This window comes from Parabacteroides gordonii MS-1 = DSM 23371, assembly GCF_000969825.1.
GTDB classification, from domain to species: domain Bacteria; phylum Bacteroidota; class Bacteroidia; order Bacteroidales; family Tannerellaceae; genus Parabacteroides; species Parabacteroides gordonii.
The window spans coordinates 1,675,928-1,701,796 of record NZ_KQ033919.1; the positions used below are offsets into that span (position 1 = coordinate 1,675,928).

The following is a 25,869-nucleotide window of genomic DNA, read 5'->3' on the forward strand; positions in this document are numbered from 1 at the left end:
ATCTTATTAAAAATTATCGGAAACTTATCACCTGCTTGCCACCCGTATCCGGCTTCTTTCCTTCAGGACGGGGAGCGGAAGTACCGACCGTAGCCGACGATACCGGAATTTCTTCGCTACCCACCTTCGAACGGGCGCGGGCGATTACTTTCGGATCACGGTTGTATGTAGGGTTGTCCTCAATCAGGGCGATCAAGGCGTCGTCGTCCAGTTCGTCCTGATTCAATACGACCGCTTTAGCACGAGCCGCCACACGGCGCATACGTTGGCCGGAAGCCCCATAATACTTGTCGATCAAATCTTTTTCGGCACGTTCCTTGTTCAGGCGCTCTTCTTCGAGACGGAGCTCTTCTTCCGTCATGCGTCCCTGTTCGATCTGGCGTTTCTCGGCGATCTGAGGAATATCTTCCATACCGAAACCGGTTGCGAGGATCGTCATCTTCACTTTCGAGCCGAGGGTGTTATCGATAGCCGTACCCCAGATCACTTCTATATCGCGTCCGAAGCGTGACATGAAATCGTGCACATCGTTCATTTCTTCCATACGCAGCTCGGCTTCTTCGCCGAACGATACGTTGAATAATATCTTTTTGGCATTGAACACATCGTTGTTATTCAGCAACGGAGAGTTCAGCGCATCTTCAATAGCCTGGCGCACACGTCCTTCACCTTCACCGAAACCGTTACTCATCAGGGCAACGCCACCGTCTTTCATCGTCGTGTTGACATCGGCGAAGTCGAGGTTGATTATACCCGGAAGGGTGATGATCTCGGCAATGCTCTTGGCGGCAATGGTCAGCGTATCATCGGCTTTTCCGAATGCGTTCGTCATGGTCAGGTCGGAATAGATCTCGCGCAGGCGCTCGTTGTTGATCACCAGCAGCGCATCTACATTCTTGCTGATCTCCTCCACACCGTTCAAAGCCTGGATGATCTTGCGTTCGCCTTCAAAAACGAACGGGATGGTAACGATACCGACAGTCAGGATACCCATGTCCTTGGCAAAGCGGGCGATCACCGGAGCAGCTCCCGTACCTGTACCACCCCCCATTCCGGCAGTGATAAAGACCATCTTGGTACCGTCGCTAAGCATCTTGCGGATATCTTCCATACTCTCTTCGGCGGCCATCATGGCACGTTCGGGTTTGTTGCCGGCTCCCAATCCTTGGGTGATGTTACGTCCCAACGGTACTTTTATGGGTACGTCGGAACGGTTCAACGCCTGGTTGTCGGTGTTACACAAAACGAATGTAACATCATGTATACCTTCTTTGTACATGTGGGTAACAGCGTTACCTCCACCGCCTCCTACACCGATTACTTTGATAATCTTAGGAGTATCTGTCGGATAATTGAAATTTAATATTGTATCGTCCATTGTCTTCCGGTTTTATTACATTCGCTGGTTTACTTTACATCATCTTCATCGTCAAAAAGACTCTTACCAAAAGTATCTATTCCCTTGGTCAGTCGGCCGAACAATCCGGGGCCTTTCTTCTTTTCGGGTTTCTTCTTCGGGGGTTCAGGAGTCGGCTTCACTTCTTCCTTCACTTCTTCCACAGGTTTCTCAACCTTCACCTCCACTTTTGGCGGGATATAAAGGGCACAGTTTTCCGTTCCTTTGGCCAGCAAACCGACTGCTACGGCATACTCGGGGTTGTTGGCTATCATCTCTCCGCTTTCTACGATACCTTTGCGAACGGCAGAGTAGCGTACGTCCATATTCAACCGTTCGCGGATCACTTCCGGAAGATTTTTCAGGGCGGCACCTCCACCTGTTATTACGATACCTGCACCCAGGCTGTTCATCAGGCCGGTTGCTTCCAGGCGGGCGTATACATTTTCAAGAATCTCTTTCATACGGGCTTCGACCACGTTATTGAGGTCGGCCAGTTTGATTTCGCGAAGTCCCATGCCATCGGCTGAACTGACCTGTATGCTCAGGTCGTTGTCTTTCTCCATCTGCGCACTACCGTAGGTAAGCTTCACCCGTTCGGCTTCCGTCTCTACCAGATGCAGGCTAGTGATATCGCGGGTGATCAGGTTTCCTCCGAAAGGAATGACCGAGAGGTTGACCAGCTGGCCGCCTTTGTAGACCGTCAGCGTAGTTACCCCGGCACCGAAACCGATCAGGGCACATCCCAGGTCTTTCTCGTTGTCGGTCAGCACCACATCAGCCAAAGCCAGGGGAGAGACAACGATATCGGCTATTTCTATCCGGGCACGGTCGCCGATGCTATTCAGCACATAACGTTTCAGCGAAGGGCGTCCTACAATTAGCTTGTAGCGGGCTTCAATCCGGGTACAGGGGATACCTACCGGATTAGGCTCGGGCTTTTCGTCCAAAAAATAGGTGGGGGAAACCGCAGCCAGCACATCCAACATATCCGGATGATAGTTGCGGCATTCTTCGTAGAGGCCGTCGATGATCTCTTCGGTCACTACCCCGTCGGTACCCAGAATGCGGGGAACCGTATGGTCGATGGAACGCAGCGACTGACCTCCGATGCCGACATAAACCTTTCCGATGCGTGCACCGCCCAGTTTATTTTCGAGCTTCAGGATAAGCCGTTTGATCTTATTCGCTGTTTCTTCCACATTATATACACATCCTCTTCGTATACAGGTAGCGGAGTTCTCAACTTCGTAGGCTATAATCGAGAGTGCCCCTGTCGGGCCTTTCGTTCCTACCATACCGACCATGTGAGAAGAGCCAAGGTCGATGGCTGCTATAAAGTCTGTGTATGCCATATCATCTATCTTTTAGTACAAACAATCTGATCTTTGTATTTTAAATTAATTATACTGTATTTCTCCCATCCGGTTTTCGGAATGACCTTATCGTAGAAGAGCCGCAGGTTATCCAGCTTTTCTTCATAGTCATTGAAGGAACCCAGTACAATCCGGTGGTTGCCCACCCGGGGAATCAGTTCCACTTCATTATCAGGATGAACATAAATCTGCTCTATCTGATTATTCCAGAACTCATTCTCCTGCAAAAATAATGCAAATTTGTATAAGTCGGTTACCGCCAGCTCTTTTTCGACATATCCACTTACTAAAGGGACGTCTGTTACATAGCGATGACTGACCGGCATCGTGCTGCCGAGGTTATCCACATAGAAGTTTCCCCTGGAACTGATCACACGCAAAATAGGTATTTTCTGCTCTACTTCGAGCTTGACGATCCCCGACGGCGTTTTATAGGCTTCAATGCGGGCTATCATCTCGTTCTTTTTCAGTTCATTCTCTATCTTGTCCGTATTGATCTCGTCCATAGGCTTTTTGATCGGGTTAAGATCCGCCTTTCTAAGGATCGACACCAGGTCGCTTTCGCTTACGAAATGTTTATCGAGACTGTCTTTTACCACGACCTGGAGCTCATGGCATTCCTTATCCTGCCTCATATCCCGGAAGAAGAAGGTGACAAACACGATGTAACAAGACAACAGTGTAGCTACTATTATGGATACTATACGAATCACAGTTTCTTATCCAATATTTGTTTAACTGGTTCGATCAACCGGTCGATATCGCCGGCGCCAACCATTAATACGATTTCAAACGTATCTGCCTCCTTTTCCACCAGGTCGAGCAATTCACCTTTACGGATCAGCTTCTTGGCGGGAATGGTCACAGCATCGAATATGATTTCCGAAGTTACCCCCGGAATCGGTTCTTCCCGTGCGGGATAGATATCCAGCAGGATCAGTTCGTCCAACAACGACAGGCTGGCGGCAAAGTCGGCAGCAAAATCGCGTGTACGGGTATAAAGATGCGGCTGGAAAATACCGGTCACCTTGCGTCCGGCATACAATTCTTTTACAGATTGTATACTGGCTTTCAGCTCGGCAGGATGATGTGCATAATCGTCGATCAATGCGATATTCTCCTTTTTCAGGTGAAAGTCGAAACGACGTTTCGGGCCTGCGAAAGAAGCCATGCCTTTCTTTATTTCCTCGGGTGTTACACCGTTCAGCCATGCCAAGGCGATAGCGGCAACCCCGTTCTCTATATTTACTTTCACGGGGACACCCAGCTGGATGTCGGCGATACGGATATCCGGGCCGACGAAATCGAACCAGATCTCACCGTTTCCGATACGGATATTCTCCGCATGGAAATCACCTCCCTCGGAAGCCGAATAGGTATATAGTTTTACTCCTTCCTGTAGACGGGGAGTCACGTCAATGCCTTTCCGCATGATCAGGCAGCCATCGGGACGGATCAGCGAAGTGAAATGCTCGAAGCTTTCGCGATAGGCTTCGGCCGTGCCATAGATATCCAGATGGTCGGGATCGGCAGCGGTGATAACAGCCATATAGGGGGTCAACCAGTGGAAAGAACGGTCGAACTCATCCGCTTCGATCACGGTTAGGTCACTTTTAGCGGACAGCATCAGGTTGCTGTCGTAGTTCTTCAGGATGCCACCCAAAAAGGCATTGCAATCTACATGCGATTGTTTCAGCAGATGGGCAAGCATAGAAGAGGTGGTTGTCTTACCATGCGTTCCGGCGATGCAAAGGCCGCGCGAACAGTTGGTGATCTCGCCTAATACACGGGCACGTTTCATGATCTCGAAGCCGTTCTGACGGAAATAAGTCAACTCCGTATGCGACTCGGGAACGGCCGGCGTATAAACAACCAAAGTCTGAGCCGGGTTCTTAAAAGCATCCGGGATCAGGGAGATATTATCTTCGTAATGAATAACGGCTCCTTCACGGTTTAGTTGCGCAGTCAGGTCGGACGAGGTTTTATCATATCCTCCCACCTGCTTTCCCTTCGACAGGAAATAACGGATCAGGGCACTCATCCCTATTCCACCTGCTCCGACAAAATAAACGGCCGTTATCGTATTTATATTCATATATATTATTGCTTTTTCTCTATTATCTTTACTATCTTGTCGACGATCCGTTCGGCACTCTGATGCTGGGCCAGTTGTTCGATATTACGGCTCAATAGAGCCAGTTGCTCATCGTCGTGTATCACTTCAAGCGCCCTGGTGACCAACTGCTGTTCGGCATCTTTATCTGCAACCATTATGGCAGCGTCTTTGTTCGCCAAAGCCAGTGCATTCTTAGTCTGATGATCTTCCGCCACGTTAGGGGAAGGAACCAGGATTACCGGCTTCTTCAGCAGGCATAGTTCAGAGATCGAACTTGCACCGGCACGGGAAATAATCAGATCGGCCGCCGAATAGGCATAATCCATACGCGTAATAAAGTCTGAACACCAGATCGGCATACCGCGATAAGCTTTCAGATGCTTGGTCGCTTCACTGTAATAATAACGTCCGGTCTGCCAGATAACCTGCACATCGGAAGCAAACAGTTTATCCAGATCGCCCTGGATACTGCGGTTGATCGTCCGGGCACCCAGGCTACCGCCTACCACGAGGATCGTTTTCTTTTCGGGAGACAGGCCGAAGAAGGCTAGTGCTTCCTCTTTCTTGTCCGTGGCTTCTTCCAGATCCTGGCGAACAGGGTTTCCGGTTATCACAATCTTGTCGGCAGGAAAGAACTTTTCCATGCCGTCATAGGCAACGCATATTTTGGACGCCTTTTTCGCCAATAGCTTATTGGTGACTCCGGCATACGAGTTCTGTTCCTGTATCAGGGTAGGAATACCCTGCGAAGCAGCCATCCATAAAGTCGGGCCACTGGCATATCCGCCTACGCCGACTGCGATGTCGGGACGGAAGTCGCGAATGGTTTTCTTTGCCATACCGAGACTCTTCCGCAGGCGGTTGAGTACTTTTATATTGTTGAACAGGTGAGCACGGTCGAAGCCACTCACCGGTAAACCTACTATTTTATAGCCGGCGGCCGGAACCTTTTCCATTTCCATCCGGTCTTCCGCACCTACAAATAAGATTTCCACATCAGGGAAACGTTTCCTGAGGGTATTGGCAATGGAGATAGCCGGGAAGATATGTCCTCCGGTTCCGCCACCACTTATTATTATACGGTACTGTTTCATCTTTTATGTTGTTTCGGGTTGCGTATCAGGCACCCAGTTTGATATTTCTTCTTCCGTTATGGCCGGAGCAGCGCCAGCACCTTCCGTTTCCTCTTCCAGGTCTTCCTCTTCCTCATTACCCATATTGGCACCGAAACGGCTTACACTCAGGATAATCCCGAAATATATACAGGAGATCACCGTCGAGGTTCCACCGCGGCTGACCAGCGGCATCGGCTGCCCGGTTACCGGTATCAGGTTGACGGCTACCGCCATATTTGCCAGTGCCTGCACCACGACCAGCAAGCCGCACCCGAGTACCAGGTATTTGGGAAAGGCTTTATCGCACTTTCGTGCAATCATTCCAACTCGCACCAACAGCATGATATACAGCATCAGCACGAATACACCGCCTACCACGCCCAGTTCTTCAATAATGATCGCATAGATAAAGTCGGAATAGGCCTGCGGAAGGAAATCCCTCTGCTGCCCATGACCCGGCAATTGTCCGAACAGTCCCCCGCGTGCAATAGCGATCTTCGCATGGGAGACCTGGTAGTTATCATCCGTTATCTTATAGACTCCGTTCTCATCCGTGTCCGATTCGTGCCCGTCGAAGAAACGTTCCAGACGTCCCTGCCAGGTACTGAAACGGTCGGGCAGGTACTGCGTCACCCCGGTCGGCGTAAAGCGCAACAGCACGATAAACACGACGAGTGAAAGCAGCAGGAAACCCGCCAGTTTCCCCAGTTTCTTCAGCGGCAACTGCCCGATAAACATCATCAGGAAGCAAACGCCGAACAACATGAATGCCGTAGAGAAGTTTTCCGGAAGGATCAACACGCATGTCGCCCCTACCCCGATCAGGATATACTTGAATATCTGGTCGTCCGTAAACTTATTCCGCTTGCTGAGCAGGAAGGCGATGAACACGATCGAAGCCAGCTTGGCAAACTCCGAGGGTTGAAACTGTATGCCGAATATCTCCAGCCAACGATGCGCGTCATTGGCATTGATCCCCACAAAGGGCGTGACCAGCAACATCAGCACCGATACGGGAAGCAAAAGTATGAATGCCGGAAAGAACCGGCACGGGATATTGTGCAACAGTAAAACCAGCACAAACCCGCCCAGCAGGAAAGTGGCATGACGAACGATCGGCGCCCAATGATTCGCGTTCTTGTAGGCGATCGTACTCGTGGCACTGAACACCTCAACAACCGAAATCAGGCACAGGAACATGAAGATGATCCATATCACCCGGTCGCCCTTAAATAATTTACTTGCCAGATCCATTCTAATTCATTTTACAAATTACGTACGCAAGCCTTGAACTGATCGCCGCGATCTTCGTAGCTTTTAAAGAGGTCGAAGCTCGCGCAGCAGGGCGATAACAACACCGTGTCGCCTTTTTGAGCCAGTTTGTAAGCCTTTGTTACCGCCTCTTCCATCGAGCGGGCATCTTCTATCTGCGCTACTTTTCCATCGAAAAAGGCATGCAGCTTCGCATTGTCTACGCCGAGGAAGATCAAGGTATGCACTTTCTTCTTTACGAGTTCTTCTATTTCAGAGTAGTCGTTGCCCTTGTCGGTTCCCCCCAGTATCAGCACCAGTTTAGTGGTCATACTTTGTAAGGCGTACCAGCAAGAGTTCACATTCGTAGCTTTCGAATCGTTGATATAGTCTACTCCGCGCACACGGGCAACCTTCTCCAGACGGTGTTCCACCCCCGTAAAGTCACTCAGCGAAGCCCGTATATTCTCATCGTGGATATCGACCACCTTAGAGGCGATACCCGATGCCAGCGAATTGTACAGGTTATGTGTACCCGTTAATGCTAATAAGTCCTGATCCATTGTAAATGTTCCGTTTGAGGTTTCAATTACTATTTGCTTATGATCCGTATATCCCTTCACGCCGTCTTCATGCGTTTCGGCGAATGGGTAAAGAGTAGCCGCAGGATGGCGCTTGGCAATCTCGCGGGCAATAATTGGGTCGTCGTTCCAGAAGATGAATGCATCTTCGGACGTCTGGTTCTGAATGATGCGGAACTTGGCGTCCACATAATTCTGCATCTCGTAATTATAACGATCCAGATGATCGGGCGTTATATTCAGCAAGATAGCTATATCCGCCTTGAAGTCGTACATGTTATCCAACTGGAAACTGCTCAGTTCGATGACATAGACTGCGTGCGGGTCTTCGGCAACCTGCAATGCCAGGCTGTTTCCTACGTTTCCGGCCAGGCCGACATCCACTCCGGCTTCTTTCAGGATGTGGTATGTAAGCATGGTGGTCGTTGTCTTACCATTGCTACCGGTGATACAGATCATTTTCGAGTCGGTGTATCGTCCGGCAAATTCGATTTCGGAGATAATATGCGTCCCCTGCGCTTTCAGCTGTTGGATGATCGGAGCCTTGTCGGGTATTCCCGGGCTTTTGATGATCTCGTCGGCATTCAGAATGTCGGCTTCGGTATGCTGTCCTTCTTCCCAACGGATCCCGTGGGCGTCGAGCATATCCTTATACTTGGGTTTGATAGACGAGAAGTCGGAAACGAACACGTCAAATCCTTTCACCTTCGCCAGCACGGCAGCTCCTGCGCCGCTTTCTCCTCCCCCTAATACAACAATTCTTTCCACGTTTATATATATTTATTATCTCATCTTCAATGTGACGATCGTAATAACCGCCAGAATAATACCGATCAGCCAGAAGCGCACCACAATCTTCGATTCGGGCACTACGTTGAACGGTTTTTGTATCAACGCCTGTATACCGGCATTCCCTGCTTTCTGGAAATGATGATGTAACGGCGTCATTTTAAATATACGGCGACCTTCGCCATACTTCTTTTTGGTATACTTGAAGTAGGCAACCTGTGCCATCACCGAAATACTTTCAGCGAGAAAAATACCACAAAGAATCGGGATTAGCAACTCTTTGCGTATAATTATAGCGAATACCGCAATAATACCTCCCAGCGTCAAGCTACCCGTATCGCCCATAAACACCTGTGCAGGGTATGAGTTATACCAAAGGAAACCGACCGTTGCACCGATAAAGGCAGCGGCAAAGACCACCAGCTCTTCCGCTCTCGGAATAAACATGATATTCAGGAAGGAGGCAAATTCGAAGTGAGACGACATATAAGCGAGTATTCCCAAGGCAACCCCGATAATAGCAGAACTTCCAGCTGCCAGGCCATCCAGTCCGTCCGTCAGGTTTGCCCCGTTGGAGACAGCCGTTACGACAAAGATTGTCATCAGCACAAACACCAGCCATGCCGCTTCTTCCTTATAATCGCCGGCCCAGCTTACCAGTTGGGCATAATCGAAATTGTTATTCTTCATGAACGGGATGGTCGTCTTGGTCGATTTGGTTTCCGCCGTATGGTAATGAACCTCCTCAATCACGTTGTCATGGCGTACCTCCATATTCTCCTTGATCACGACATCCGGGCTCATAAACAACACCAGACCGACAATCAGCCCCAGACCGATCTGTCCGATAATCTTAAACTTACCGTGCATTCCCTCTTTGTTCTTACGGAATACCTTGATGTAATCGTCGGCAAAACCGAGGGCACCCAGCCAGACAGTGGTCACCATCATCAGGATCACATAGATATTATTCAGTTTGGCACAAAGCAACGTCGGTATCAAGATGGCGATAATGATAATGATACCTCCCATTGTCGGCGTACCTTTCTTGCTCATTTGTCCTTCCAGGCCGAGATTACGTACCGTCTCGCCGATCTGCAACATCTGCAAACGGTCGATAATACGGCGGCCGATGGCTGTCGAGATAAACAAAGAGAGGATCAGTGCCAGTCCGGAACGGAATGATACATATTTAAACATCCCCGCTCCAGGGAGATCCAGTTGATCCAGATAATTAAAAAGATAATAGAGCATGTCGTTTTATTGTTGTTGTGTTGCAAATATTTCCCGTAACTTCTCACGGTCGTCAAAATGGTGTTTCACTCCTTTTATATCCTGGTAATCTTCGTGTCCTTTACCGGCCACAAGAATTACGTCCCCTTTTTTAGCCAGCATGGTTGCCGTTTTGATTGCCTGCGTACGGTCGGTAATACACAACGTACGTTCCATATCCGCCTTGCTCAGTCCGGCTACCATATCCTGAATGATATCGTCCGGCTCCTCAAAGCGGGGATTGTCGGATGTGAGGATCACCTGGTCGCTCAGTTTCACCGCTTCCTTCGCCATCAACGGACGCTTGCCTTTATCCCGGTTTCCTCCGGCACCTACCACAGTGATGATGCGTCCTTTTCCGTCGAGCACTTCTTCAATGCCGTTAAGCACATTGGTCAAAGCATCCGGTGTATGGGCATAATCGACAATGGCCGTATATCCCAGCGGTGACTGTATTGTTTCGAAGCGGCCGGAAACCGAATGCAACGTACTTAATACGATCAGCGTCTCTTCCGGATCTTTCCCCAGTGATACCGCCGCACCGTAAACAGCCAGCAGGTTATATGCGTTAAAACGTCCCACAAAGTGAACGATCACTTCGCGGCCGTTAATGATCATTTCCGTTCCTTCAAAATGAGACTCCAGGATCTTTCCTTTGAAGTCGGCCAGGGTACGGAGTGAATAGGTCAGCTTCTTGGCTGCTGTATTCTGAAGCATCACCAGGCCTGATTTGTCGTCTGCATTTGTCAGGGCAAAAGCATCGGCAGGCAGGTCGTCGAAGAACTTCTTCTTGGCTTTCAGGTAATTCTCTACCGTCTTATGATAATCCAGATGGTCGCGCGTCAGGTTGGTAAAGATACCGCCATCGAACGACAGGCCACTAATACGTTTCTGGTCGATTGAATGGGAGCTGACTTCCATAAAGGCATATTCGCACCCGGCTTCCACCATCTGTGCCATCAGGCTGTGGAGAGTGATCGGATCGGGAGTGGTATGTTCCGTCGGTATCGCCTGCCCGTCGATATAATTGCAAACGGTGGAGATCAGGCCGACTTTATGCCCCATCTTGCGGAACATCTCATACAATAAGGTTGCGATGGTTGTTTTACCGTTCGTTCCGGTAACTCCGACCAGCGTCAGCTTATCCGAAGGATTGTCATACCAGGCCGATACCAGTTTGCCTAAAGCATCCGCAGAATCCTTCACCCGAATGAAAACTACTTTTCCTTCGGATGCAATTTTACTTCCGTCCGAAAGGACTGGCATTTCCTCGCAAACGATCGCAACAGCACCTTTCGCGATGGCTCCGTCGATATAAGCGTGTCCATCGACTGCCGTACCTCTTACCGCCACAAACAAAAAGCCGTTTTCCACCTTGCGGGAGTCGGACTGGATACCTGCGATTGTTACATTATCTGCCCCGACTGTCTCCAGCACGTCCAACGTATGAATCAAATTCTTCAGTTCCATATTCTATCTATTAACAGACACAGGCCCGAAGCCTGCCCCCATGTTATTTTAATGTTAATCTAATGGTTTGTCCCTTGGAGATCCTTGCTCCCGGTCCGATAGACTGGGCGGAAACCCGTCCCATTCCATCCAGGGCAACACGCAAACCTGCACTCTCGAGCAGGTAGACTGCATCTTTCGCACCCATACCGATTACACTCGGCACCAGGCCTTCGCGGATCGTCAAATCACGCAAGTGAAGCTCTTCGTCTCCCTCCTCCCGTTTGGTGACTACCCATTTTGTTTCCAGACTGTCTGTATTTGCTTCGACATCCAGTTTTCCCAATACATTTTCCAATGCCTCCAGATTACCGTTCTTCGCAGCCGGAAGCAACACGGCTAAAGAATCGCGCTCCATATCCCGCACATCGAACGACATATGGCTGGCATATACTTTTTCTGCAATTGCTTTTACTACACCTCCCGACATGGTACCACCGGACGGATAACCGATGCGCGGACGACGGATCACCACGATACAGGAATACTTCGGTTCGTCTGCCGGGAAATATCCGCAGAAAGCCACCTGGTGTCCGCTTGTACGATACACACCACCTGTTGCAATCTGCGCCGTACCTGTTTTACCTGCTATACGGATGATATCCGAATGGACGGCTTTACCGGTTCCCTGCTCAACCACGCCCAACAACATTTCTTTAATAATATCGAGCGTCTTATCTGAACAGATGGATGATTTCAGTACCTCTGTCGAGAAACTTTGTACCGTTTTCCCGTTGTGCATGATCTCTTTGGTGAACATCGGGCGCACCATCTTCCCACCGTTCGCAATGGCATTGAAGAAGGTCAGCGTATAGATCGGCGGTATCTGGGTTTCATACCCGAACGACATCCAGGGCAGCGTGGTCTTCGACCAGTACAGCGTCGTATCGTTCGGCATACGGATCTTGGCACGTCCGGCTCCCGGTATCTCCAGGTTCAGCGGGATAGTCAAGCCCAGTTTGTAAAGTCCTTCCACATATTTGGTCGGGTTCTTTTCGTATCCTTTCAGAATGATCTTGGCGACTCCGATATTGGATGAATACCAGATGGCCTGTTCCGCAGAGATACGTCCGTAACCTCCTTTGTTCATATTATGGTCGGTCATGCGGGCTCCTTTATACATATATACCCCTTTACCGACGTCTATCGTATCACTGGGCTGGCATACACCGTCTTCCAGCGCAACCATCATAGAGGCAACCTTGAAAGTCGAACCCGGTTCTATTTCATCGGCAACGGCATGGTTCTTGGTTTCCGCATAAGCGCCTTCACGGATACGTCCCATATTGGTGATGGCTTTTATCTCGCCTGTCGACACTTCCATGACGACAGCCGTACCCGACTCGGCATCGATCTTCTTCAGCATATCCACCAGCGATTTCTCGGTGATGTCCTGTATATTGATATCGATCGTCGTACGGATATCCATTCCGTCCACAGGTTCTACCTCAACGACGTTTGTCCATCCTCCCCCGACACGGCGCACGGAGCTTAACCCGGCTTCGCCACGAAGCAGCGAGTCATACTGCAATTCCAGGCCGTTCTTTCCTTTGGTCACACCTCCGGCTTCGATCTCACCGTAAATATCTCCGATCGTACGGGAAGCCAGTGTTCCGAACGGTTTCTGGCGCTGCACCATTTCTTTCGTATAGAACCCGCTTTTATACCGGCTCAGACGCAGGAACGGATATTTCCTCATTTCCTTCAGGTCTGTATACGAGGCACGGCCTTCGTACACCGGGTATTGGCGGCTTTTGCTTTTCAGTCCGCGAAGCAGATGTGCTTTATAGCCGGCCGGAGTACGGTTCTTAAACTTACGGGATAAATAAACCGATAGCGAATCGACTCCGTTTATCTTCGAATTGAGGAACGTATCGACAGAAAGGCCGTCGGCACGAAAGTCGATATAGGTATAATAACGGGGCACACTGGTAGCCATCAGCTTTCCATCGGAAGAGTAGATATTTCCACGTCCGGGTAATATCAGACGGTTCGGGCGTTTCTGGCTTTCCGCCACCTTTTCCCATTTCTCTTTTTCCACGAAAGCCGTATCAAACGTCCGCAGTAATATCCCTACTGCAATAAGCCCCAGTAAGAGCACAACAAGGAAGTAACAGAATAATATCCGGTTACTTTTTGGCGCAGCTTCTTTTGGTTCTATTTCTTCTGCCATATTTATTTATGTAATTCATACGGCGGAGTTTTGGCTCCTTCCAGTTCAATACCTTGTTCTTCAATCAATAATTCAACTTGCGACTGACGGCTGTTGCCTGTCAGCTCCGATGAGATAGAAAGTGCTTCGAAGCGCACATCACGCAAACGTTGTTGCAGGCGATCTATCTCACGTAGTTTCTGCATGCAGGTGTAACGGTTTCCGATGAAGAAAAATATCATTATCACAACAAGCACGATCATCCGTGTGTGTTTAACGATAAAATCCTCATTCAGGATACCACCGCCCAGCACATACAAAAGAGAAAGACGTTTCTCTTTTTTCTTTGACTTTTTACGTTGTTGTTTTTCCTCCATAACCCCTATTTTCTGTTGATAGTTGGCAAATGGCTGTTGACAGTCAAATCAACCGACCGGGCCTGTCCATAGCCAACTGCCTACTTTTTCTCTGCAATTCTTAACTTGGCGCTTCTCGAACGAGGGTTTCTTTCGATCTCCTCGTCGGAAGGCACAATCACTTTATTGTTCACCATACGAAATGGTGTTTGTATATTTCCGAAAAAGTCTTGTTCGCTTTTTCCTTCAAAATTTCCTGTCTTAAGGAAATTCTTTACCAGTCTGTCCTCCAGAGAGTGGTAAGTGATTACAACCAAACGTCCGCCGGGCTTTAAGACCTGCAGAGTTTGTTGCAGCATTTCTTTCAATGCACGCATTTCGTCGTTTACTTCGATACGAAGTGCCTGAAATGCCTGCGCAAGGAATTTCTTTTCTTTATCCTTTCCGGTGAAGGGTTTGATCACCTCCAGAAAGTCGCCGATTGTTTCTATTTTCTTGCTTTCACGTGTCCGGACGATCAACGAGGCCAGTTTACGTGCCATCTTCAGTTCGCCGTACAGATAGAATACGTCTGCCAGTGCTTCTTCGGTATAGGTATTTACGATATCGGCAGCGGTCTGGCCCGCACGGGTATTCATCCGCATATCCAACGCCCCGTCGAAACGGAAGGAGAAACCGCGGTCTTTGTCGTCGAAGTGATGGGAAGAGACTCCCAGATCGGCCAACAGGCCGTCTACTTCGCCGGCAACGCCGTGATATCGCATAAAATTATACAAATACCTGAAATTACTGCGAACAAACACAAAACGGGGATCAGCAGGGATATTATGTTCTGCATCAGCATCCTGATCAAATCCATAAAGTTCTCCTTCGCTATCGAGCCGTTTCAGTATCTCGCGCGAGTGTCCTCCCCCACCGAAGGTCACATCGACATAGATGCAACCTTGTTGAATATTCAGACCTTTCAGGCTTTCTTCGAGCATTACCGGTACGTGATAGCTGTTCTTATTCTCTTCCATTCTTGTGTTTCACGTTAAACTTTCTCTTAAACAAAAGTAGCGTACTGCGTTGGCAACGGGCACGTTACTCTATTGGAGGGTAAAATTAAACATTTATCAAATTACCTTCCAAGAAATATAGGAGAAAAGTACAAAAAAGTTATCAACAGGTCATTATCTTACTTTTCTCTTGATAGAAAAGTAAGCAAAAGATCAAGGCTGCACCGGCTTCGCTGAGGCCTTTCTTAAAACGCTGCGCGTTTTGTTGAGAATAGGTGAAAGGATAGTTGTGATTTCTTTAGGATAGTTGTTTTATAGCTATTCAGGCACAAATTTGTTTCATTGGGATGAAACTAGTGTTTCACCATAGTGAAACAACTGTTTCTCCCTTATGAAACAGTTGTTCCAATAGGGAGAAACTTCTGAAACTATTCAAGCCGGCTATGGAAGCTTTACGGAGATAATCTCTCCTTCCTTGAATGTTTTATGCAGGAGGGTTTTACCTCCGGCTTTGACTGCTACTGATTGCTTCCCGTTTTCACGGGTTACTTCGATATCGAATGTGGCGTTGAACGCCTTTATATTACGCAGATTCATCTTGTTCCACTCTGCCGGTAAGCGGGGAGTGAAGGTGAAGGATTTCAATCCGGTCGGACGGATGCCGAATACTCCTTCGGTGATGATACGGCAATACAATCCGCTTTCTGCAGAAAGGTGACGCTGGCTTCCTTCCGGCCAGGCTTCGATGGCGTATGGGACATGGTCGCCCAGAAGACGTTGGCTGGAATAGAATTTCAGGTATTCGGTAGCTTTCTCCGTTTCGCCACAGGCATATACGCCACGCAGGGCATAGAGGGTGGAACGATCCCAGAAGGTTTCACTGCCGGCTTGGGTCAGCAATCCGTTCTTTGTCCATAAGCGGGGTGAGAACAGGGCGTCGATCGTTCCGTCTTTACGATCGTTGATACCGACTGTCAGCGGGATACAGATCCAGGAACGGAGGATGTCGTTACCTTCGTAATATTGATAGGTGTCGAAGCCTTCGACTTTTGCTCCGAAATACTCTTCCATATTCTTACGAAGGTCTTTCGCCTGTTTCTCATAGTCTGCCAATACGGAGAACGGTTTTTGCAGGTCTTTGCCGAGATAGGCGGCTGAACGCAATGCGTCATAATATAAGGAAGAGGTGCAGAGGTTGGCTTTTCCGGCAGGGAAACGGCCTTCCAGCTCGTCGGCATCGGAAGCCACAACACCTTTGTCGCTCAGATTACGGCGGCAGTATTCCAGACACCATTCGATCAGCGGCCACAACTCTTCGGCTTCCGTCTTATCTCCTCTTGCCAAGGCATAACGGGTGGCTCCGTAAGCAACCATAGCGGCATCGCCCCGGTCGCCGGCTCCACCCCAGACATCCAGTCCTTCTGCAACAATGGAACTGGGGATCTTCTCATATTCCGGGTTCATGAAACGGGCGAAATGCTTGAATGAGTTCAGGGCTGAACCGTTTCCGACTTTATATCCCAGGAATGGGAAAAAGGGGTTGATATATTCAGCCTGGTCATTCGCCCAGATAGCTGCATAGTAGGACTCACCGCCTGGGCCGTGCATCAGCCCGCCTTTCGTATCATAGATGCTTTCTGCGCCGCGTATCTTGGCAAAGGCGAACATAGTGTTGACTACAGGATCAGGGGTTTCCAGGATCAGGTTATTCCAAAAACCGGCAATCAGGTCTTTACGTGCCTGGAGTTCTTTCTCTACATCGGGTTTTAATTCGGCTTCACCTTCCTTATAGCCGGTCAGAGCGGCATAAAAGACCAGTTCTTCTTTGGGTTGAAGCTGTTTGGTTGCGGCTCCGATGATTTCCGAGACTAATTTATAACTACCGTCCACGCCTTTTGCCGGATCTGTATGGCTCACGGCATGCGACTCGGGGATCTCCACTGCCAAAGGGGACGTGCCTGTATTCCGAAGGATATACTTCTCATAAACAGCCGGGCTGGAGACTGCCGGGAAAATGATCAGTGTCAGCTCAACTTTCGCATTACGCGGCAGTTCGACAGTACTTACCACGGTCATTTTTCCATCCAGTGTGATCTTACTTACTTTCTCACCGGAAAGGGATTGTCCGTTCACAGAAACCATATCGGATGCGTTCCAGGCAAAACGCCGCATCAAGCTGGCATGTGTATCATTCGGGATCGTCCGGAGCATCGGCCAGATCATGCTTTTATTCAACTCGAAAGAGCCGTCGGCATTCACCCCGTAACGCAAAACAGTTGACACTTTCAACCCGCTCATCTCGATATGGTCATAATGGGGTACACGCCCTTTCACCTCCCACGAGATACTGCCGTCGGGGTTGATCGACCAGCGGTTTTGAGCGGTTAACATTCCTGTACAAACAAAGTTCAGACAGAAAAGTGTAATAAAAAGAATTTTCTTCATGATATTTGATTTACATGTGGCTATTGAATAAATATTAGTTCAACAAATATACTAATTTGCATGTAAACTACTTGACTGACACAGTTTTTTTCTCTCCAGGTTCTATTGTCAACTGACAAACGGAGTATTTGACTCCCATTATATCAATACTTCCACAAGCCTGCTTTTTCCCATTCACATGTACATAATCATAAGAGCCGGCAAAACAAGCATCCCAGATCAAGGTTTTATCTCCCTGCACATAATACAAAGATGAAAGACTCTGTTCTTCATGTGAAACTTCTACCAGAGAATTGCCCATCTTTATATTCTTCACACTCAAAGTCTTTACTTCCTGTGGTAAATGAGATGCAGTCGATATATAATTACGAGAAGCCTCAACCGATACGCCTGCCAGATTCTCTACTATATTTGCGATCAGGACATAAGAAACCTCCGGATAATTCCCATTTTTTCCAGTAAGACTGCTTGCGGCATGTTCCTGATCAATAGTAGACAATATATGCTTCATCCATTTCCAACCCTGTTCATTCCTGTTATACAAAAAGAATACTTCCGGCACATAAGATATAGCCTCTATGTTATCAGGAATATCTTCTTTCGAGTCCAGACGCATACTGATGAAATCAAGATATTTTCCGGTTCTTTCTGAAAAAGGATCCGTAATGCCTTTCATTGGCATAAACCATGAGTTTTCTTTCCCCCAACCTGTAACCGGCTTATCTTTTGAAACATATCCCCGATTATACAAATCAGTACCTTCAACTCCCCATTTCGTATTAAAATAACTCTTTAAATCTTCCGCTTTTTTTAAATACTCATCAGCCAGCTTAGTCATACCACGCAATTTAGCCATTTCGGCATAGGCTACAAAAGCACTGTATTGACAAGCAATTCCATCACCTGCCTCAATCAACGGAACATCCCGTTGCTCATTGAACGTTGCTGAGCCTTTAAAGATATTTCCTTCGCCAGTACCTTCGGCGATCCCGTTCGGTATTTTACCATCATGCAAAGCGATAAAGTCTGTTACAACTCTGGTATAATAATTCCATAACGTTTCATCTTCCAGATATCGTTTATCACCGGTCCAACAATATAATTTATAGGCTTTTTCTACCAATTCGAATGTGGCAGGAACCTCCCTCACAAAATCATTGTCATTTTTATAGTCCAACAAATAAGGCGATCCGTCAAAGTTTATGGCCCATAAAGGATACCATTTTCTGGAAGCATTCGCCGAAGCAGCAAAGGCTTTCATCATTGTAAAATTTTCTTCTTCCAGTCCTAACAGGTGTGCGCCCGCTATTTGATGGCAAAAATCACGCGAATAAAAAGCAGTACGTAAAGGATAACCAGCCCAGTAAGCAGGTATGTAGTCGACTATTTCCGATTCATCATTCACATCCGAAATATTAACCGGTCCCTTTTTACCTGTTACAACGAAGGAACGGGCTTTTTCTTTGGCCCATTCAAATCCTTTTTCCAGATCCCGGCAGGAGGATGTCACACTGATATCCTGCGCTGAAATATCAACAGCGAACAATAATAAGCTTATGGCATATATTACTTTTTTCATACAATTTCATTTTTATACTATTCTGTAAAATAACAAAGGATACATCTTTATTTAAAAGAAACATGTATCCTTTGCTCAACTACATTTTTACATTAATTATAGTAAGGATTCTGTTCCAAAAGAGGATTTTTCTGAATTTCACTACGTGGAATAGGCATCAAATAATGTTGCGGCAGGAATTTCCGTTCCTGAACATCTACAAACGAATATGTTTTCTTTCCGGTTGCCAGATCTTTTACAATATGGACTCTTCTCTCCACTTTATTTTCTGTCTGTTCTGCTATTTTCCAACGACGAACATCATAATAGCGATGTTCCTCAAAAGCTAATTCAATCTTACGCTCGTGTTGGATTTTCTTTAATAACTCATCCCCGGATGAAGTGATATCAGGCAACACGTCTTTTCCTTCACGTGCCCTTTCCCTTATCAGGTTAACATATTTACGGGCAGTAGCTTCGTCTCCCAGATGAAACATCGCTTCTGCATAATTCAGATAAATTTCTCCTAAACGGGAAAAGATAAAAGGTTGTGTACCTTTATCCACCCATGCAGCAGTAAGAGCCTCGTTCATGAATTTCCGGATCGTATATCGTGTCTTAGAAGTGTTCCATCCCTCCGGGCCGTATTCTGTATCAACACCATTTACACCTTCCGGATCACTTGTTGTCCAGAATTCAATTTCACGTCCCCGGAATTCTTGTCCATCACAGAGAATTGAATGATAGAAACGAGGCTCACGCCCTTTCCACGGCTCGTCTGTTTTATACAAATCGGGAGTCGGCATCGAACCGTCTTCCATTTCATAAGAATCGACCATATCTTGCAAAGGGCATGTTGCACTCCATCCGGTAAAACCATTCGGAGAGTTTTCCCAGTCAAAACGATGACCATACTCAGAACTATACAAACGCATGAATATAATCTCCTTACTTTTGCTTGTCAGGAACAAGTCTTTATAACTGGGATCCAGTTCATAAGCTAACGAACCGCTGTTATCGGTCAAATCGATAACAGCTTTTGCAGCATCTGCTGCAGCTTTCCATTTCTGAGTATCACCGGAAGAATTCCATTGTGGACTAGCTGCATACAATAGCATTCTTGATTTCAATGCCAATGCAGCACCTTTAGTAGCACGTCCGAAATTTTTATCTTCCTGTTTAACAGGCAATAAAGAAGCTGCTTTATCAAGTTCTGTTACAATAAAGGAGATACAGTCTTCATAACTGTCACGAGTCACCATCATATCATCGTTAATACCAAATGTTTTTGTGATAATAGGTACTCCACCGTATCTGTTCACCAGTTCAGCATAAAGATAAGCTCTCAAAAATGTCACCTCTCCTGTCAAACGGTTAACCAATTCTTCCTGATTCTGCAACAATTCGATATTCTCAAAGAAGATATTACAATCTTTTATCCCTGTAAAATATTCTTTCCACACATTATAACTTCCAACCTGATCAGGTGTTACCTCTCCCTGGTTATAGCTCCAGGCACTAGCCCAGTTAAAGTTACTCATAGATTCATCGCAAATAAAACGTGTAGAAGCCTGATATTTCAATCCCACCGTACTTTCAGGTCCAAAATAATCCCGCAAACCCATATAACGTTCATTGACATAAGCTTCAGTCAGAGAGGGATCTGAAAACACAGCTTCTCCTGTAAATGAATCCAGGGGTTCTACATCCAGAAAATCCGAACATGAGATACAACATGCACTAAAAAGAAATATTGACAATTTTGCTATTTTATTCATAACAATAGATTTAAACAATTAGAAACTAAGACTTAACCCAACATTATAAACACGTTGTTGAGGATAATACATTCCGGCAGCGTTTGTACCCTCCGGGTCCAACACTTTAATTTTATCAATTGAAAACAGATTAAATCCACTTACAAAGACACGTAAATCTCTGATGTTAATCTTTTCCAACCAAGAAGAAGGTACATTATAAGCCAACTCAACATTTTTCAAACGCAGGAATGCAGCATTTTTCAACCAGAAATCCGAATCTCTATTATTGATCTGATCTTGTGTATTAAAGGCTCTCGGATAAAGAGAATTCGGAGTTTCTTCAGCTGAGATCCAACGATTATCAAAATATTCGACATCACGGTTATAACCGAACGGACGAATCATTTGCTTTGCCCGTCCCTGGCCCGTCCAAAGAATATTCAATTCAAATCCATTCCATTTAGCTCCCATATTAATACCATATACAATTTCCGGTATAGCACTTTCATGGATACGTACCATGTCATTCGCCGTAATCTCACCATCATCGTCTACATCTACATATTTAATATCGCCAGGTTGCGCATTCATTAAATGGGGAGAATCATCTACCTCTTTCTGTGTCTGATAAATACCATCCGTTTTATATACCAGCCATGAATCAATAGCATATCCGGTTCTTCTCTGCCAATCAGGTATATCGTTCGCCTCATCAAAGAATTTAATTTTATTACGGGCAAATGTCAGATTACCGCCAATATAATAATCGACCTTATTTACTTTATTCCTATAAATCAAACTCGTTTCAAATCCTTGATTCCCTACTTCTCCAATATTCTGATCAGGTAAAGTCAACCCCGTGTAATCAGGAACAGAAGCCTGTTTAGGAGTCAGAATATCTTTACGATTCGAATTGAAGTATTCAAAATCAAAACCAATAAGACCATTCAAGAATTGAGACTCAAATCCTATATTCTTTGTGTCGACTTTTTCCCATGTAATCAGCGGATTACTCAAACGCCCAATAGTAAAACCTTTATTCAATACCGGATCTATTCCGAAATGGGCACCATTGGTAAGATTGAAGGTACTCAAATATTGGAACGGATCTACCCGGTCATTACCTAATTTACCCCACGATGCACGAATCTTCAGTTCGTTGACAAAAGGAAGACTTTTCTTAAAGAATTCTTCTTCAGAAATACGCCATCCTACTGATAAGCCGGGGAAAACACCCCATCTTTCAGAACTTGCAAAATTTTGAGATCCATCATAACGCAAAGTGAATTCTGCCATATAACGGTCTTTATAACCATAACTCAAACGTCCGAAATAATTCTGACGGGCAGAAATCGACCCTTTTCCATCATTACTTTTTTCAATATCGCTCCCGGCAAATAAATAATCCACACTACTCGACAGGAAGTCCCTGCGATAGGCGGAGAACCAGTCACCGGTTGTTTTACTCTGTTCATAGGCAATAAACGCATTTACACTATGCTCTTCAAAACGCTTCTCATAACCTAACTTAATATGGAATGTCGTGATCCGGCTTTCATCACTTTTCTGAGTAAGATCGATAAAGTTATTCTTATTTCCTGTTGCCACTTTATCATATTCTTTTGTGGTCGGATTATAACGATACGCATCCCACGTATCATTCAGCAGTTTTTCTCTTCTAAACTGAGTATCAAATGCGCCATAGCCAGACAGATACAATCCGTCAAGAACCCAAGGCATTTTCAGATCAAAGGAAACCTTAGTATTCATATAATTATCTTTGATCTTATTATAACCCGTTACTCCTGTAGCCAGTAACGCCAAATTTTTCCCTTTTGAAATACCCGGACCCGGCAAACCATTCGGATAGAAATCCGGTAGATAAGGATAAATCATATAAGCCTCATAAAAGAAATCAGATGAAGAGATATTTGATTGATTCCTGTTTTCCTGACGAGTTGACAATTCTAAAGAAACAGTAAAATCTTTTGTTATTTTAGCATCCAAATTCGAACGAACCTGTAATGTATTAAAATCCATATTTGTGTTCTTAAAACCGGGCTCCTGATAGAGATATCCTCCTGAAATATAATACTTAACCCGGTCGTTACCACCTCTTACAGAAAGAGAATGCTGCGTCTGAGGTGCAAAATTCCGGAAAGTTGCATCAAACCAGTCTGTATCTGCATACTGAAGCGGATCAATCGTTCCATCCAGATAACCTCCCTTAATATTTGCCCAAATCTGATCGCGTCCCATATATTTGTTCGCTTCGTCATCATATACCATATACTGATAAGCATTCATCAGATGAGGTGTACGTGTATTCTGAGAAACGGAAAAATTACCATCATAAGCAATCACCGGCTTCGAATCAGTACCTCTTTTGGTGGTAACAAGAATTACACCGTTGGCTGCTTGCGCACCATAAATAGAAGCGGAAGCATCTTTCAACACGGAGATAGATTCTATATCATTCGGATTCAAGCGGTCGATACCTCCACGATTTGCAACACCATCTATCACATATAGCGGGGAACTATTGCCTAATGTACCTTTTCCTCGTATATATATTTCAGACGCATCACTACCCGGTTCTCCGCTTCTGTTATTGGCAACAACCCCCGGTATACGTCCAGCTATGGAATTTGATAAATTTGCTGCCGGTGATTGTTTTATGACCTCACCGGAAACCTGTGCTACAGATCCGGTCACTGTTGCTTTCTTCTGAGTTCCATAACCAACAACGATAACTTCATCTATCAGTTCTGTATTTTCAGCCAATCTGATTTCAAGGCTTTTCCTGTTGTTCACAGCCACTTCTTGATCAGCATATCCAATATAAGAAACTTTTAAGATTGCATTCGGCGAAAGATCCAATGTAAATGCACCGGATACATCTGTAATCGTACCGTTTGTTGTACCTTTCTCTACAACATTAGCACCGATAACAGGTTCACCTTGTGAATCCAACACAATTCCTGTTACTTTATTTACCTGTTGCACAGATTCATAAATTTCCTTTTTATTTAATACAATCTGCCGTCCACTTATCGAGTACGATATTCCGGCATTTTTAAATAGATTGTCCAATACCTCTACAATATTCTTATTTTTAACAGAGACATTGACTTCATGTTCCACATTAACCATTTTCTTATTATAAAGAAAACGGAATTCAGTTTCTTCTTCTATTTGATTCAGCACATCCTCAATTGAAGCATTTTTCATTTGAAGGCTCACAGACGTTGTCTGTGAATAGGATACTGAAGCAAATACTTGTGTTAGACTTAAAGCTATAAATAACAAGCATAATCTCATAACTCTAAAAAATTTAATGGCAAAACTTAGCTTTTCGATTTTTTTATCCAAAATGGAATTCATACATTTGTTTGTTTAGTTAGAAAAATAAGGTTGACTAAAAACTTTTTAATGACTGAACAATTGAAAGGAAAGGTGTGCGAGACCTTTCCTTTTTTTATTCGGTACATATATCAATTACAATAACACAACTTTATCCCATAGGCATTAGATTTTTTGGGGTGAACAACTCTTTTTTATCTCCTTACACATAACTAAGACGTTTCTGTAGCATTTTCCCACATTCAGAAAATGATTTTTTTAATTCATTTTCAATCTTGTGCCTCTGCAGAAACCGTTTCACCTGCCAGACAGGGAATATCAATAAAACTATACTGATTACCCAAAACATCTGTAATATATTCAGCTGTTTTTTTGTTTATCATCTTAACCTTACCAGGAAACATTGCCCTCCAAACCAACTCTTTATCCAGTTTATTTACAAAAGAACTTTTATTTCTCGATTGATGCAATACTGAGATTTTCCCAGAAAATACAGGTATATTTTCTACTGCAACCCAATCTGTCGAAGATGTAAAACGAGGCAGTGTAGATATTCTGTTAGCTGTGGCGTCCGCCTCAACTCCGACAAGTCCGCATACAATAGCTTCAATCACACTACTTGCCACTTCCGGATAGTCGCGACGATCACTCGCATACAAATCGTTCAAATAACGATAAGCTGTTTCATTCTTACTGTGCTTATAGAAAATCATCGGATAATAAGACATAATTTCTACTATCGGTTCTTTCTCTGCCATTAAAGCCAATAATCTTTCTACCCGTTCCGGGTTACTAACAATATCAAACCAAAAAGAAAAGACATTACTCCCACCTTCTATCAATTTTTCATCTTTCAGCTTATAGGCATAATAATTCTGAGTGTCCTCATTCCACCAAACAGTATCATAAAGACGAGCATACTCTTCTGCCATCGCATTATAAACACAGCAACTGTCTTCATTCCCTCTGATCTTCCATATTTGGGCATACGATTTCAAACCTCTGAACATGGAAGCAATCAAATCCCCCGTCACAGTAAGACCGCGTACAGATTCTTCATAAGACGGTAATCCCCGGAACGTTTTAAATCTCGGATTTAAAAGTGTATTATCTTCATGCATAACATCCGGACGTTTCATAATTTTATCTGGCTGCAACTGCCAGTGAGTAATATAATCATTTGTTGTCAAACGAAAGAATGTCTCAAAACGGGGATCATTAATGTACATTTCATTTCCTGACCACAAATACAAGCGAAGACAAGCATTCAACACATCAAAATTAGCATTCAGATTATACCAGAAATCTTTATCAGAAGCATAATCTACCGGAGCGGGAACATTATCCTTATTTATCTCCCAATAGGAGCAATAATCTTTCGATTCAGATATGTTTTCCACAAACTTAGTAAACATATTCAGGTTTTGTTTACCGTGTCCATTCACTTCTTCTCCCAAACATTGATGAGAAACATCTCTCATACAGAAAGCTGCCCTGTCCGGCAATGCAGCTTCATACCAAGGACCTACAGGATCATTACTATCTCCCACACATGTATTGGAACTACAAACAGCCCAATCAAATATTTGTGTAAGTGTCGTATCATTGGAGGATAGACTAAATGTAGTACGATTTGTATCAGAAATATCAGGATATACCTCTTTCGATTGGCTGCATGCAGCACAGATAAGTAATATATATAAATAAGCAAATTTCATTTTAGTTTATTTTGTGAATCAGTATTTCAATAAGTAACAATTCAAAATCTCAATAAAACAATATATCATCTTTATAGCATAGGCACCAGATTTAATTATGAACAAAAGTGTATT

The 25,869-nt window shown here is 45.4% G+C and carries 17 protein-coding genes; all 17 read right to left on the reverse strand.

All coding sequences use genetic code 11. The features are described 5' to 3' along the window. Positions 1 to 13: 13 nt before the first annotated feature. The 17 genes from ftsZ to HMPREF1536_RS06810 all read right to left on the reverse strand — a co-directional run bounded on the left by ftsZ (position 14) and on the right by HMPREF1536_RS06810 (position 25,755). Positions 14 to 1,378, reverse strand: a complete 1,365-nt coding sequence (gene ftsZ / locus HMPREF1536_RS06730; protein ID WP_028727172.1) for a cell division protein FtsZ — start codon at positions 1,376 to 1,378, stop codon at positions 14 to 16. A 29-nt stretch (positions 1,379 to 1,407) separates the two neighbouring features. Beyond that, positions 1,408 to 2,751 (reverse strand): cell division protein FtsA, encoded by a 1,344-nt coding sequence (ftsA, locus tag HMPREF1536_RS06735; RefSeq protein WP_028727173.1) that lies wholly within the window; start codon positions 2,749 to 2,751, stop codon positions 1,408 to 1,410. A gap of 5 nt (positions 2,752 to 2,756) precedes the next feature. Further along, the gene (locus HMPREF1536_RS06740; RefSeq protein ID WP_028727174.1) at positions 2,757 to 3,485 is read right to left on the reverse strand and encodes a cell division protein FtsQ/DivIB; all 729 of its coding nucleotides are present in this window, start codon (positions 3,483 to 3,485) and stop codon (positions 2,757 to 2,759) included. After that, positions 3,482 to 4,867: a UDP-N-acetylmuramate--L-alanine ligase gene (gene murC, locus HMPREF1536_RS06745; RefSeq protein ID WP_028727175.1), complete on the reverse strand. Its 1,386-nt coding sequence runs from the start codon at positions 4,865 to 4,867 to the stop codon at positions 3,482 to 3,484. Before murC ends, HMPREF1536_RS06740 begins: the two co-directional genes overlap by 4 nt. Positions 4,868 to 4,872: 5 nt before the next feature. Next, positions 4,873 to 5,982, reverse strand: coding sequence for an undecaprenyldiphospho-muramoylpentapeptide beta-N-acetylglucosaminyltransferase (murG, locus tag HMPREF1536_RS06750; protein WP_028727176.1), 1,110 nt, complete (start codon positions 5,980 to 5,982; stop codon positions 4,873 to 4,875). A 3-nt stretch (positions 5,983 to 5,985) separates the two neighbouring features. Then, entirely contained in the window at positions 5,986 to 7,257 is a 1,272-nt protein-coding gene (locus tag HMPREF1536_RS06755) for an FtsW/RodA/SpoVE family cell cycle protein (RefSeq protein WP_028727177.1), read from the reverse strand. A gap of 11 nt (positions 7,258 to 7,268) precedes the next feature. Beyond that, entirely contained in the window at positions 7,269 to 8,603 is a 1,335-nt protein-coding gene (murD, locus tag HMPREF1536_RS06760) for a UDP-N-acetylmuramoyl-L-alanine--D-glutamate ligase (protein WP_028727178.1), read from the reverse strand. A 15-nt stretch (positions 8,604 to 8,618) separates the two neighbouring features. Next, positions 8,619 to 9,878, reverse strand: a complete 1,260-nt coding sequence (gene mraY, locus HMPREF1536_RS06765; RefSeq protein WP_028727179.1) for a phospho-N-acetylmuramoyl-pentapeptide-transferase — start codon at positions 9,876 to 9,878, stop codon at positions 8,619 to 8,621. Between the two features lie 6 nt (positions 9,879 to 9,884). Next, the gene (locus HMPREF1536_RS06770; RefSeq protein WP_028727180.1) at positions 9,885 to 11,366 is read right to left on the reverse strand and encodes a UDP-N-acetylmuramoyl-L-alanyl-D-glutamate--2,6-diaminopimelate ligase; all 1,482 of its coding nucleotides are present in this window, start codon (positions 11,364 to 11,366) and stop codon (positions 9,885 to 9,887) included. Positions 11,367 to 11,409: 43 nt separating this feature from the next. Further along, positions 11,410 to 13,578, reverse strand: a complete 2,169-nt coding sequence (locus HMPREF1536_RS06775; protein WP_028727181.1) for a penicillin-binding protein — start codon at positions 13,576 to 13,578, stop codon at positions 11,410 to 11,412. Between the two features lie 2 nt (positions 13,579 to 13,580). After that, entirely contained in the window at positions 13,581 to 13,934 is a 354-nt protein-coding gene (locus tag HMPREF1536_RS06780; RefSeq protein ID WP_028727182.1) for an FtsL-like putative cell division protein, read from the reverse strand. An 80-nt stretch (positions 13,935 to 14,014) separates the two neighbouring features. After that, positions 14,015 to 14,932: a 16S rRNA (cytosine(1402)-N(4))-methyltransferase RsmH gene (gene rsmH, locus HMPREF1536_RS06785; protein ID WP_028727183.1), complete on the reverse strand. Its 918-nt coding sequence runs from the start codon at positions 14,930 to 14,932 to the stop codon at positions 14,015 to 14,017. Between the two features lie 420 nt (positions 14,933 to 15,352). Continuing rightward, positions 15,353 to 17,356 carry a glucosidase family protein gene (locus tag HMPREF1536_RS06790; RefSeq protein ID WP_028727184.1) on the reverse strand — a complete coding sequence of 668 codons (2,004 nt, stop codon included), beginning with the start codon at positions 17,354 to 17,356 and terminating at the stop codon, positions 15,353 to 15,355. Between the two features lie 67 nt (positions 17,357 to 17,423). After that, positions 17,424 to 18,935 (reverse strand): glucosidase family protein, encoded by a 1,512-nt coding sequence (locus tag HMPREF1536_RS06795; RefSeq protein WP_052349802.1) that lies wholly within the window; start codon positions 18,933 to 18,935, stop codon positions 17,424 to 17,426. A 92-nt stretch (positions 18,936 to 19,027) separates the two neighbouring features. Next, on the reverse strand, positions 19,028 to 20,692 hold the full coding sequence (locus HMPREF1536_RS06800) for a RagB/SusD family nutrient uptake outer membrane protein (protein ID WP_044191832.1): 1,665 nt from the start codon (positions 20,690 to 20,692) through the stop codon (positions 19,028 to 19,030). Between the two features lie 18 nt (positions 20,693 to 20,710). After that, positions 20,711 to 23,905 (reverse strand): TonB-dependent receptor, encoded by a 3,195-nt coding sequence (locus HMPREF1536_RS06805; protein WP_052349803.1) that lies wholly within the window; start codon positions 23,903 to 23,905, stop codon positions 20,711 to 20,713. A gap of 401 nt (positions 23,906 to 24,306) precedes the next feature. Further along, positions 24,307 to 25,755, reverse strand: coding sequence for a hypothetical protein (locus HMPREF1536_RS06810; protein ID WP_028727187.1), 1,449 nt, complete (start codon positions 25,753 to 25,755; stop codon positions 24,307 to 24,309). Positions 25,756 to 25,869: the final 114 nt, after the last annotated feature.